Source organism: Lutibacter sp. (assembly GCF_013041805.1).
Lineage (GTDB): Bacteria > Bacteroidota > Bacteroidia > Flavobacteriales > Flavobacteriaceae > Lutibacter.
The window spans coordinates 59,923-73,241 of sequence record NZ_JABDRI010000074.1; the positions used below are offsets into that span (position 1 = coordinate 59,923).

Consider the following 13,319-nt stretch of genomic DNA (forward strand, 5'->3'; position numbering starts at 1 on the left):
AGCTTACTTATTACGTTTTACTATTTGACCTTTACTAAGCATAATATGTTTGTTGCACCTGCTTTTCCAATTGTCATTATTACTAACTATAATTAAACTCCAAGGTCTTCTTTCATCTGTTAAAAAAGTCATAATTTTTTTCTCTTCAGCACTATGAAATTGATCTAAAGGATCTTCTAGGATTAATAGCTTAGGGCTTTTTAGAATTGCTCTTGCTAATACAATTTTCTTTGCAGTAGTGTCCCCAATTTTTTTGCCTTCAGGATGCAATGTTGTATTTAATCCCATAGATTGCTTCTTTATAAAGTCAGTTAAACCAATATTTTCAAAAACTTCGAAAATAAATTCATCAGAGATAGTTTTATCACCAAAAGTAACATTTTCCCTAATAGTTCCTTCAAACGGAGTCTCGTCAGAAAGAGATAATCCTAGTTTTGAACGATATTCATTAACTAAAAGACTATTAATTGAAAGGTTATTTACATATATGTATCCACCAGTTGATTTAATAAGTCCAGCGATAAGTTGTAATAGACTAGATTTACCAGAACCATTTTCCCCTTGAATTAGAATCTTATCTTTTGGTTCAATTAGTAACGAAATATCATTTAAGATTAAATCACTTTTATCATGAACTCCATAAGAAACATTTTGTAAATCAATTGTTAGGTCACTATTTGTTTCTAAAATTTCACCATTTTGAGGCTCAATAGGTTTATCTATAACTTGTCCAAGTTTTTCAATAGAAGTTAACACATCATAAAAAGATTCAAGACCTAGAATTAGTTTTTCAACAGAATTTATCACTAATAAAATGATAATTTCAGCTGCAACAAATTGTCCAATGTTCATTCGCTGATCTAACACTAAAAATCCACCGATTAATAACAACCCTGCGGTAATAAGTACTTTAAAACCAATCATTTGTGCAAATTGCAACACTAATATTTTAAAATGATTTTCTCTTGATTCCAAATATTCTTCAACCAGGATATCAGTTTTTTTCAACGCTAAATCTGTTCTTCCAGATAGTTTAAAGCTAATAACTGCACGTGAAACTTCTTGCAACCAATGGGCAACTTTATATTTATTTTTAGACTCTTTTAAACTTGTGTCTAGTCCTTTTTGGGCTGTATATTTAAATACTACATATATTAAAAGTAGCAGTAACAATCCAAAAATGATAAAAAATGGATGATAAAATGACAGTAGAAGAAGCGCGAATATAATTTGTAGAAAAGCAGAGGGAACATCAATTAAAATTTTAGATAAACCTTTTTGTATAGTTAAGGTATCAAAAAATCGATTTGCAAGTTCAGGAAGATAGAAATTGCGGAGTTCACTCATTTTTATTTTTGGAAAACGGTAGCTTAGTTCTATAGAGGCTCTTGTAAATATGCGTTGCTGTATGGTTTCAATAATACGCATTTGCATTAATTTTAATATACCAGCAAATGTAACACCTGCTGTAACAAGCAAAATTAAAATAATCCAAGAAGCAGATATTTGAGCTCCTTGTAATAAATTTATAATTGTTTGAATACCTAAAGGAAGTGATAATGCTACAATTCCTTCTAATATAGCATAGGAGCCTATTTGATAAATATCTTTGCGTTCTATTTTTAATAAGCCTATGAAACGTTTCCAAGGCGTTAATGTTTTACTTTCCATTAGATGATAATATTTTTAACGCAACATCTGTAAAATAATCAGTAGGTGTTAACGTGTCATTACAATTAGTAATTGATTTAAAATGAATTTTAATAAATTGTTGATGGAGTGAACTCTCAACAATAGTACTTGCCAAACTCAATGCAAATTTATAATTAGGATTAAATACTAAAATTATTTCAGAAAGCCTCGTAACTACCCGTTTATACGAAATAAAATAACCGTCTTTATTTTCTATATCAACATTCTTTGTTAGGTACGATTTTGAATTTTCATTGATAACAATTTCATTCAATAATATTTCGTTAATATGACCAAAATTAGTGTCTTGCTTTGCAGTTCTTGTAACAACTTCAATGGCCTTAATTAATTTTTCTCTTGAATTATGTATGCTATATGTCTCTAGCACAAGTTGATATTCTATCCAAGCCCAATACCAAGAGGTTATATAAAGAAGTAATTTATGCTTACTTTCAAAATACCTATAAATTGAACTTTCATTCGATTTTATACGTTGTCCTAACTTTTTAAAGTTGAAATCTTCAAAGCCAATTTCAGCAATGAGCACAATGCTGTTCTCTATTATTTTTTTTCCTAGTTCAGAAGTCTCAGGGTCTTTTAAAAAGATTTCCTCTGGAACGATGATTTTCAGATTTGAAATTAAATTTTTCATAAGTGCGAATATAATTGCAAATATAATAGTATTACTATTAATAATGAAATTTTAACTTTTATTTAATAAAATAGTTACTTTGAATTAGAAATAACATAACTGTAAGTAATTTTTGATAGTTCAGCTAGTTGTTTAGTTTCTTCTTCAAAATTGGTGAAATTTTTTGAAAGAATAAATAATTCCGTTATATTTAGAAGCTTATGATTAAAAATAAATTCATACAATTACTTATCGTATTTTTAGTATTGAATTTAGTTTCATGTAAAGATGCAAAAAAGTCAGTTGCTAATGACTTTATTATAAATCCAATAGTAGCAAATTCTGTTGATAGGGATTTAGATGATATCAAAAAAGATGGAGTGCTAAAGGCTCTAGTTGTTTATAGCAGTACAAGTTATTTTTTATACAAAGGTCAACCTATGGGTTTTGAATATGAGCTTTTACAGCGCTTATCAAAACATTTGAACTTAAAATTAGAAATAATCATTTCAACCGATTTAGATTCACAATTTGAAGTTTTAAATAGAGGAGATGTAGATATAATTGCTCATGGAATGACCATTACAAACCAACGTAAATGGGAAGTGGATTTTACTGAGTATTTATACCTTACAAAGCAAGTTCTAGTTCAAAAGAAACCAGATAATTTCAGAAAAATTTCCTGGAGTGCTTTGCAAAAACAAATGATTGATGATCCCATTGATTTAATTGGAGAAACTATTTCCATTAGAAAGAACTCTGCTTATTATGAGCGCATATTGAGTTTTTCTAATGAAATTGGAGGAGACATTTATATTGATACGCTAGACAGTAAATTATCAACAGGAGAAATTATTGATATGGTGGTTGATGGCAAAATCAAATACACAATTGCTGATGAAAACTTGGCCAAAATAAATGCATCTAATAATCCTATTTTAAAAATTGATGTTCCTATTTCTTTTTCACAACGCATTGCTTGGGTCACAAGAAAAAAATCTACAAAGTTAAGGTCTGTGCTTAATAAGTGGATAATATCTCAAAGAAAAAAAACGGATTACCATGTTATTTATAACAAATATTTTAAGAACAAACGTTTCTTTAATAGAAGGGTTAAAAGTGATTACTATAGCTTAACAAACAATCAAATTAGTCAGTTTGATGATTTAATTAAAAAATTCACAAAAATATTGGGTTGGGATTGGCGCTTGTTAGCATCACAAGTATATCAGGAATCAAAATTTGATCCAAAAGCAGAATCTTGGGCAGGAGCCAGAGGATTGATGCAGGTAATGCCGGCTACGGCAAAAGATTTGGGTATAAATGACCCAACAGACCCAATAGAAAGTATTAGAGGTGGTACAACGTATTTAAATCAAATTTATGAGCGATTTACAGATATAACCAATGAAGTTGATAGAACAAAATTTACATTGGCAGCTTTTAATTGTGGATACGGTCATGTTAGGGATGCTCAGCTTTTAGCAGATGCCAATGGCTTAAATCCATTAGTTTGGGAAGATAGTGTAGATCAAATGCTTTTGGCTTTACGTTTTCCTAAAAATTACAACAAAAAATTCATAAAATATGGCTATGTAAGAGGTTTTGAACCAGTAACTTATGTGAATCAAATTTATGAGAGGTATCAACACTATAAACAGTTTATTTCTGAAAAATAGTTTATTCTAAGCAGCGTTACTTTAAATATTGATACTCTATTGTGTCATTCAAAAATCTCAAGTTTTATCTAAAATATTTCATTTCTGAAATTATATGAAATTGGTTTGTTTTTTTTCGTAAGTTTGATAATTAACTAACCATTATTTATTCAAATATGAAGATCCATATTTTTTCAGTTTATTTACTTTTCACATTATTCTTTTCAAGTGTATTAGTTGCTCAAGATTTTAAAGCCTTAAAATATAGAACAGTGGGCCCCGCTAGAGGCGGAAGAGTTACAACTGTTACAGGTACACCATTACTTCCGGGCACGTTCTATTTGGGTGCATCCGGTGGGGGCGTATGGAAATCTAATGATTATGGAATATCTTGGGAAAACGTGTCTGATGGGTATTTTAAAACACCTTCAATAGGAGCTATCCAAGTGGCGGTAAACGACCCAAATATTGTTTATGTAGGTACAGGTTCGGATGGATTAAGAAGTAATGTCATTAGTGGAAAAGGCATGTATAAATCTATAGATGCTGGAAAAACTTGGGAGCATATTGGATTACACAATGTTGGGCAGATTGGTGCTGTAGAAATAGATCCTACAAATCATAATATTGTATGGGTTGCAGCAATAGGAAACGCATTTAAAGCGAATAGTGAAAGAGGTATTTATAAAACTATTGATGGAGGTGAAAATTGGGAAAAAGTACTATTTATTTCAAATGAAGTGGGCTTTTCAGATTTAGAGCTTTTGCCAGGAAATCCAACTATTATATATGCAGCTGCATGGAAAGCAAAACGAACTCCATGGACAATTATTTCTGGAGGCACTAATGAAGAAGGTGGTATCTATAAATCTGTAAATGGAGGTGAAACTTGGGAAAAACTAAATAAAGGCTTACCTCAAGACCTAATTGGCAAAATAGATTTAGCTGTTTCACAAACTAATTCTAGTATAGTTTATGCAATAATTGAAGCTCCAGGAAAAGAAGGAGGCTTGTATAAGTCGGAAAACCAAGGTAAATCGTTTGAGCAGGTTTCAAGTGAAAAAGGTCTTATAAATAGACCTTTCTATTATGTAAATGTTGAAGTTGATCCAAATAATTCTGACATAGTTTATTCAATGGCAAATCCGATGTTGAAATCTATCAATGGTGGTAAAACTTGGATAAAAGTTCATCCTCCTCACGGTGATAATCATGATATTTGGATAAACCCTAATAATTCCGATTTATTTATTCAAGCAAATGATGGAGGAGCAAATGTTACTCATAATGGAGGTAAATCATGGTCTACTCAATTTAACCAACCTACCGCTGAACTTTATCAAGTTGAAGTTGATGATCAATACCCATACTGGCTATACGCTGGACAACAAGATAACTATACTACAATAGCTGTACCCAGTTTTGCGCCTAGCGCTATTCAAAATACAGGAGTTGGCTGGATTATAAATACAGGAGGTTGCGAAACAGGTCCTGCAGTGCCAAAGCCTGGAAATCATAATATTGTTTATGTAAATTGTAAAGGTCGATTTGGGGTTTTTAATAAGTTAACTGGAGTTGAAAAAGAATATTCAGTAGGAGCAACTAATATTTATGGGCATAATCCTAAAGACTTAAAATATAGATTTCAGAGAGTTGCACCAATTCATGTATCTCCACATAATTCAGATGTAGTATATCACGGATCGCAGTTTTTGCATAAAACCAAAAACGATGGGCTTATTTGGGAGACAATTTCTTCAGATTTAACAGCATTTGAAGCGGACAAGCAGGTGATTTCTGGAAGCCCAATTACACGAGATATTACAGGTGAAGAATATTACAGTACGCTATATTCTATAAGAGAATCAAAGCTTCAGGAAGGATTAATTTGGACGGGGTCAAATGATGGTGTTGTATCTGTAACTAAAGATGGGGGAAAAACTTGGGCAAATGTAACACCAAAGAAAATGCCAAAAGGCGGACGAGTAGAATCAATAGAACCTTCTCATTTTAACCCTGCCAAAGCCTATGTTGTAGTCGATAGACATTTATTAGGTGATACAAAACCATATATTTATAAAACAAACGATTATGGTAAAACGTGGCAATTAATGTCTACGGCAACCAATGGCATTCCTTTAGATTATACTTCACGTGTATTACGTGAAGATCCTATAAGATCAGGCTTGTTATATGTTGGAACAGAATATGGGCTATTCATTTCATTTGATGATGGTAATTCATGGAAATCTTTTCAACAAAATTTACCAGTTACCCCAGTTACAGATATTAAAATCTTTAGAGGCGACCTTATTTTAAGTACTATGGGGCGATCTTTTTGGATTTTAGATAATATAACTACGTTAAGGCAATCTCAAATTAACATATTAGATACTACCCCATGGTTATTTAAACCTGACAATACAATACGATACCGTTATCCAAAAATACGTAATTCAGAGACAACTTTTCCTATTTATAAGCAACCAAGCGTTACTATTGATTATTATATACCAAAAGGAAATAAAAATAGGATAAAATTAGATATTCTAAATGCCAGTAATAAAATTGTTGCTTCTTATGTTAGTGATAGTATTAAACAAAAATTGCCGGATAAAATTTTAGAAGATATGAATACAAATGAAGTTTTATATTTAGTTAATAAAACGTTGAGTACAAATTATGGTTTGAATCGTTTTGAATGGGATATGAGACATATAGGCCCGTGGCAAAAGGAAATTAATAGAAGATATAAAAATGGCCCAATTGCAGCCCCCGGTGTTTATACTGTGAAATTAACTATTGATAATGAGGTGCTTGAACAAAATTTTGAGTTGTTAATAGATCCTAGAACTGTGGAAAGCGGGGTCTCAAAGGAAGATATTACTAGTCAAGTAGATATGCAACATAAAATTAGCAATCTTGTTACTGAATCTCAAAAATTAGTAGTGTTTCTTGAAAATGAATTAAAAAGTTTAAAAGAAAGTAATAATCAACAAGATAGAATAAAGAAAATTGAGGGAGCATTTAAATTGTTAAAAACAGTGGATGAAGTATATCCACAACCAAAATTAAATGATCAAATTTTATATTTATATAGAATGAATGATAAAGCAGACCAACTCCCAGGAATGGAAGTAGAAAAACGTTTTGAAGAATTATCAATTAAATTTAATGAAATAAAAAAAATACTAGAATAGATTGTAAGTAGCCCATTATTCAGCTTGTAAAAATGATTTCATCTCTAAAAAAAATAACAAACCAAATAGGACCTGGATTTTTGGTAGCTGCAACAGGAATAGGTGCCGGAGATATGGTTGCAGCAACAGTGGCAGGTGCTAAATTTGGTACAGTCATTTTATGGGTGGTAACTTTAGGAGCTATTTTTAAATATGTATTAAATGAAGGAATTGCTCGTTGGCAACTAAGTAATGGTACAACAATAGTACAAGGCTGGTTGTCTAAATTTCATCCTATAGTTGGGTATTATTATGTTACTTATCTTTTTCTTTGGACATTTATAGTGGCTGGGGCTTTAATTGCCGCTTGTGGTTTGGTAGCACATACTATTTTCCCTTCACTTTCAATACAAACATGGGGAATTATACATTCAATGGCAGGACTTATTTTAGTAGGGTTTGGTAATTATGGATTTCTTGAAAATGTTATGAAATTTTTTATTTCAGTAATGTTTATAACTATAATTATAAATACCTTTTTAATGGATATTGATTGGGTAACTATTTTGCCTTCGTTTGTAATTCCTACGATCCCAATAGGTTCTATTAAATTACTTTTGGGAGTTGTTGGAGGCATAGGAGGGAGTTTAACTGTATTGTGTTATAGTTATTGGTTGAAAGAAAAATGTTGGACTAAGGCCTCAGATTTGCCGAAAGCTAGAAAAGACCTCAGGTTTGCATATATCTTAACAGCATTATTTGGTTCAGCAATTTTAATACTATCAGCAAGTGTAGATCCAGAAGTAATGTCTGGCAATAAAATTGTTATTGGTCTTGCTAATAAATTGGGGGAAACTAGCGGTATTATTGGAAGGTGGATATTTCTTATTGGTTTTTGGGGTGCGGTATTTTCTTCATTATTAGGTGTTTGGGATGGAGTTCCATATTTATTTCATGATTATATTATATCAAAAAGAAAAAAAAATAAGTCAATTTTATCAATTGATAATTTAACTAAAGTTAATAAAAGTAAGTTATACATACTATATTTAGTTTATATGTCTACAATTCCGTTGGTATTATTATTTTTAGCTAAACCTGTATGGATAATCATATTATACTCAATAAGTGGAGCATTTTTCATGCCTTTCTTAGCTATAATGCTACTGATTATGAATACAAGAATAAAATGGGTAAAAAAAAACAATAATAGTTTATTTACAAATATAGTACTTGTACTTATTTTACTATTATTTGTTTATTTATTATTCATTAAGATTGGAGATTATTTTTGATGTAATTTTAACGTAACTTATTTAATTTTATATAAAATTAATAGTTAAAGCATCGTGTATTGAAGCGCTTTGAGACATGAATAGCGAATTTAATTAATATTTACTTAATAAAACCCTTTAAAAAATTAAGAAAAATTATAATTTTTTTGAAAACGAATTATGTCTCTTTAATAAAATCCAATTCCAGTATATTAAAATTATTAGCTGCTTTTACCAAAAGTGTAGAGCCAATAGATTCAAATAAGTTATTTGTTTTTAATACAAACTCTGCTTGTTTTTCAATTTGATAATTAGGAATTCCTACAACAGTTAAATTTGTTTTGCCGGAGTATTCTTCAATGATTGTATAAAATGGTTTTTGTTCCACAGCATTATTAATTATAACAATATCTACAATTACTCTTAAATCTTCAACGAGTTTATAAATTTTAGAATAAATTAAATCTTTATTAATGTTGTTATTATTTACAAAAAGAACTCTAATATTAGTGTTGTTCCAACGAGGTGATGCTATAATAAAACGTGCTATGTTAAGCATCATTTCAGCATTTTTACTATCAGTTTCTCTCCACCAAAAATCTACAGTTTTATAATTTCCAAATTTTGATTTTCTGTCAAAATCTAAATATAACAGATTATAATCTAAGTGTAAAAGCGTTTCTGTCATTTTAAAATATTCAGTAGAGTTTTCCAACCCTTTTGGCCAACCCATCATAATAGTATTTGGTTCAACACCAGAAAAACCATAGGTTGTGGCAATGTTGGTTATTCCATCATAAATATTTTTCACTTTAATTTGTCTTGCAAAAATACCTAATTCAACAAAAGTATCATCTCGTACAATTTGATCTGTCTTTTTTAATGGAGTGTCATTTTTTGTATCTAAAATTAGTTTAAAGTTTGTTACAATTCCTGTTCTGCCAGATAAGGTTTTACCTAATTGTAATAAATAGGATTGATGATCACTTTCACCACTAAATAAAATAATATTAGGATTCCAATTTGATTTTTCATCAACTTCAATCGAGTCAATTTTTTTTAATCCTTTATTCACAACATTTTCCCAAACACTTTGCCAAACATCATTTGATTGCAATTTAACTTCTTTACGTTGTAACCATATATATAGACTTGCTATAATAATAAAAGCGGCTATCATTGCAAGCATGTCTAGTTTAAACATTACCGCAAAACAAGCTATAAACCCAAGTAAGCCAATCCAACTTTTTATTTTAAAAGTGGGTTGAAAATCAGGATTTGCCCAACTTTCTAAAAAATAAGAAATATTAATAAAGCCATAAGCAGCTAAATAAAACATTGAAACAATACGTGCAATAATATCTAGTTCACCTATTAAGATACCAGCTTCAGCAATAATAAAAACCAATAATAATGCATTAACAGGTTCATTGTTTACCCCTTTACCTTTTCTAAATATTTTGGGAGTTACTTTATCAACAGACATAGCTTGTAGTATTCTTGGACCACCTAAAATACCTCCTAAAGCCGAAGACAATGTAGCTCCCCAAATTCCGGCAACAACAGCAGGAGCAAAGAAAGCTATTTTCATTAAAATATTATAATCTGTTTTCAATACTTCAGAGCTAACATTGAAATAAAGAAAAACGGCTAGGGAAATATAAATTATTAAACCAACTCCAATAGCTAATAAAGTACCTATAGGTATTGATTTGTTTGGATCTTTTAAATCGCCACTCATAGCTATACCGGCTGTAAAACCTGTAACTGCTGGAAAAAATATAGCAAAAACAATTTCTAAATTTACGGTTTCTTTAGATGCAAGTGTTATAATAGTCTCTGGTTCAAAAGAACCGTTTCCAATAAATATAGAAACTAATGAAGCAACAATGGCAGCTAAAATAAAAAATTGAGATTTTATAGCAATTGAAGTACTAATTAATGCAAGTGTTGTAATAGAAACAAGTGCAATAGTACCAGTTAATCTAATATCATTAATTCCCATTCCAAAATCAAAATATTCGTTTAAACTTTCGGAAAAACCTATTAAATACAAAGAGATTGAAAATGCAGTACCGATATACAAAGCAATTCCAATAGATCCACCAATTGGAATTCCCATACTTCTTGAAAGTACATAATAAACACCTCCTGCACCAATTTTTTTATCTGTTGCAACTGAAGAAACACTTAGACCTGTTGAAATTGCAATTACATGAGCTAAAAGAATTATCATAATTGTTCCAAAAAGCCCTGCATTTCCAACAACCCAACCTAAGCGCATATATAAAATAACTCCTAAAATAGTTAAGATGGAAGGTGTAAATACACCTGCGAATGTTCCGAATTTTTTACTAATGGCCATTAAAAAAATATTTAGCACATCTAAAATAGATAATTTTGAACTGTTGCGTCCTATAAAAGAAAAAAACTCTAAAGCGTTTACAGCATCAACAAGGAATCAATCATAAATATTGAAGGTCTGGATAAGTTATAATTACCAAGCCTCTATAATTAAAGCAGCACTATCAATAGAATATGATTCAAGATTAAAATTCCCATAGTAATTACAATTGTCGAAACCAGCCTTATTCAATAAAAGTGTTAGTTCATTTTTTAATATAGGCAACAATTCAATGCTATTATCAATTAATTGCTGTGTTGATTTCACTATTAAACGCGTATTAAAATCTATCTTATTTTCAGATTTACGATAACCATAATCCCGCTCAAATATAATTTCATCATTTTCTATAAGGGATAATTGCTTAATGTCTTTCTCTAAAATTTTATCGTAATTGACAATTTGTAACAATAATTTTCCATTTGATTTTAGTACGTCCTTAGATTGTTGCAAAAAATCAAAAATTTCATCTAACGAATTTAAATGGACTAAGGTATTTCCAAAACAAATAATACCATCCACAGAATTTTCATCAAAAACAGTTTCCAATTTAAGCATGCTTATTTGTTGAAATTGAATAGATTTTGGCTTATCTCCAATTTTTTTTGAAGCTACTTGTATCATTTCAGCATCCATATCAATTCCTAGTACTTTTTTGTAATATTTAGTTAACTCGAAAGAAAGTGTGCCAATTCCGCATCCAATATCCAAAATTTTAGAATCACTTTCTGGGATTTTCAACTTAATAAAATCAACTTGATTAGCATTGATTTTAAAAATATGGTGATAAAAAGGGGCAATTTGCTGATAAAAACTCATTAAAATTATTTTATTATCAAAGATAGCTGTTATAAATTATTTTAAAACATCTTATTTAAAAAATAAAAGTGAGTAAATACTTATTAAACTTATTGACGACAAGAGGGATGCGAAACAATTTTTAGTTCAATATTTCTTAAAATAATAACAAGGAATGAATAAATGTATGTGAAATATGATAAAATTATTCATTTTTTATAGTCCACGGCAAAATATCTCATCGATAAAACAAGTCATTCTGTATAGTCAATCGCTCTAAACATCCATTACTGTTTTATTATAATAGATATCGCATCAAATTTGTAGTGTTAAATAATAACACTCAAAAAAATGAAATTATATCTCGTTATACTAAGTTTACTAATTGTGCAATTTTCAGCTGCTCAAGAAGTTTCAAAAAATATAAAACCAAAAATATGGTCTTTAGATGAATGCATTGCCTATGCAATTGATAATAATATTACTGTTAAAGAAGCTACATTAAACAAAAACATAGCTGAAGTAGATTATAATAAATCAAAATCGTCTAGACTTCCCAATTTATTTGGGAGTGCTTCACAAAGTTTTTCTAGTGGAAATTCAATAGATCCAATTACTAGTGATTTTGTAACCGATCAAATTAACAGTACTAATGTGGGTATTAATAGTTCAATGACCTTGTTTCAAGGAAATCAGCTTACGAATCAAATTAAACAAAATAAATTACTACTTGAACAAAGTATTTTTCAAGAAGAAGTAGAAAAAAACAACATTGTTTTATCAATTCTAGAAACGTATTTACAAACTTTATATAGTAAAGAAAGTATTACCATAGCGGAAAATAATTTGGCTGCTTCAGAAAAAGAAGTATTGAGAGCTCAGGCTCGTCTAGATGCAGAAACTATTGCATTAAGTGATTACACAGAAGCCCAAAGTCAAGCTGCAACAAATAAATACAACGTTATATCAGCAAAAAACAACTATCAACAATACATAATAACTCTTAAACAATTATTAGAATTACCACTAACTGAAGATTTTGAAATTGATACAATTAATGAAAATTTAGATTTAATAAATATTGAATTAAATAAAATTGATATTTATAATAATGCGTTAAGAACTTTGCCAGAATTAAAGGCTAGTAACCTAAACATTAAAGCAAATGAGAAAGAACTTGAAATTGCAAAAAGTGCTTATTTACCATCATTGTCCTTATCAGCAAGCGCTGGTTCAGGATACACGAGTATTAATAAAAGTACATTCTCAGATCAGTTTAATATAAATTTTAATCAACGCATAGGTGTATCACTTAACATTCCAATATTTAACAGAAATCAAACAAAAGGAGCTGTTCAAACAGCATCCATAAATATTGATAAAGCAGAAATTCAAATGCAAACAACCACAAAAGAAGTTTATAAAAAAGTAGAAACTGCATATCAAAATGCGCTGTCAGCACAAGAACAAGTAGTTGCTTCGGAAGCTTCAAAAACAGCAGCTGAACAAAGTTATAAACTAGCTCAAAAAAAGTACGAGTTAGGAGCATTGAGCACAACAGATTTGGTAATTAGTCAAAATACATTTACCAATGCACAACAAATTTATTTACAAGCAAAATACCTAAATATTTTATACCATCAATTACTACAATTTTATCAAGGAAACGATATAAAAATTTAA

General features: G+C 29.8%; 8 protein-coding genes. 4 read left to right on the plus strand and 4 right to left on the minus strand.

Annotated features, from left to right (window positions below; all coding sequences use genetic code 11):
- Positions 1 to 3 precede the first annotated feature (3 nt).
- Entirely contained in the window at positions 4 to 1,671 is a 1,668-nt protein-coding gene (locus HKP59_RS09400) for an ATP-binding cassette domain-containing protein (protein WP_291806092.1), read from the minus strand.
- A complete protein-coding gene (locus tag HKP59_RS09405) occupies positions 1,661 to 2,344 on the minus strand; it encodes a TetR/AcrR family transcriptional regulator (RefSeq protein WP_291806094.1) in 684 nt (227 codons plus the stop codon). Before HKP59_RS09405 ends, HKP59_RS09400 begins: the two co-directional genes overlap by 11 nt.
- Positions 2,345 to 2,544: 200 nt before the next feature.
- Between HKP59_RS09405 and HKP59_RS09410 the strand changes: the two genes are divergently transcribed.
- The 3 genes from HKP59_RS09410 to HKP59_RS09420 all read left to right on the plus strand — a co-directional run bounded on the left by HKP59_RS09410 (position 2,545) and on the right by HKP59_RS09420 (position 8,455).
- Positions 2,545 to 4,002: a transporter substrate-binding domain-containing protein gene (locus tag HKP59_RS09410; protein ID WP_291806096.1), complete on the plus strand. Its 1,458-nt coding sequence runs from the start codon at positions 2,545 to 2,547 to the stop codon at positions 4,000 to 4,002.
- Positions 4,003 to 4,157: 155 nt separating this feature from the next.
- On the plus strand, positions 4,158 to 7,181 hold the full coding sequence (locus HKP59_RS09415; RefSeq protein ID WP_291806097.1) for a hypothetical protein: 3,024 nt from the start codon (positions 4,158 to 4,160) through the stop codon (positions 7,179 to 7,181).
- Between the two features lie 32 nt (positions 7,182 to 7,213).
- Positions 7,214 to 8,455, plus strand: coding sequence for an Nramp family divalent metal transporter (locus tag HKP59_RS09420; RefSeq protein ID WP_291806098.1), 1,242 nt, complete (start codon positions 7,214 to 7,216; stop codon positions 8,453 to 8,455).
- A 157-nt stretch (positions 8,456 to 8,612) separates the two neighbouring features.
- Here the strand turns inward: HKP59_RS09420 and HKP59_RS09425 are convergent, their stop codons facing one another.
- Together HKP59_RS09425 and HKP59_RS09430 are read right to left on the minus strand one after the other, a co-directional pair.
- Positions 8,613 to 10,817, minus strand: coding sequence for an amino acid permease (locus HKP59_RS09425; protein ID WP_363289116.1), 2,205 nt, complete (start codon positions 10,815 to 10,817; stop codon positions 8,613 to 8,615).
- Positions 10,818 to 10,931: 114 nt separating this feature from the next.
- The gene (locus HKP59_RS09430) at positions 10,932 to 11,657 is read right to left on the minus strand and encodes a class I SAM-dependent methyltransferase (protein WP_291806100.1); all 726 of its coding nucleotides are present in this window, start codon (positions 11,655 to 11,657) and stop codon (positions 10,932 to 10,934) included.
- Positions 11,658 to 11,987: 330 nt separating this feature from the next.
- On the opposite strand from HKP59_RS09430, the gene HKP59_RS09435 reads away from it, so the two are divergent.
- Entirely contained in the window at positions 11,988 to 13,319 is a 1,332-nt protein-coding gene (locus HKP59_RS09435; protein ID WP_291806102.1) for a TolC family protein, read from the plus strand.

Coding starts and splice junctions, on each gene's coding strand:
- HKP59_RS09400 (WP_291806092.1), bottom strand. CDS start 1,671: ATGGAAAGTAAAACATTAACGCCTTGGAAACGTTTCATAGGCTTATTA.
- HKP59_RS09405 (WP_291806094.1), bottom strand. CDS start 2,344: ATGAAAAATTTAATTTCAAATCTGAAAATCATCGTTCCAGAGGAAATC.
- HKP59_RS09410 (WP_291806096.1), top strand. CDS start 2,545: ATGATTAAAAATAAATTCATACAATTACTTATCGTATTTTTAGTATTG.
- HKP59_RS09415 (WP_291806097.1), top strand. CDS start 4,158: ATGAAGATCCATATTTTTTCAGTTTATTTACTTTTCACATTATTCTTT.
- HKP59_RS09420 (WP_291806098.1), top strand. CDS start 7,214: ATGATTTCATCTCTAAAAAAAATAACAAACCAAATAGGACCTGGATTT.
- HKP59_RS09430 (WP_291806100.1), bottom strand. CDS start 11,657: ATGAGTTTTTATCAGCAAATTGCCCCTTTTTATCACCATATTTTTAAA.
- HKP59_RS09435 (WP_291806102.1), top strand. CDS start 11,988: ATGAAATTATATCTCGTTATACTAAGTTTACTAATTGTGCAATTTTCA.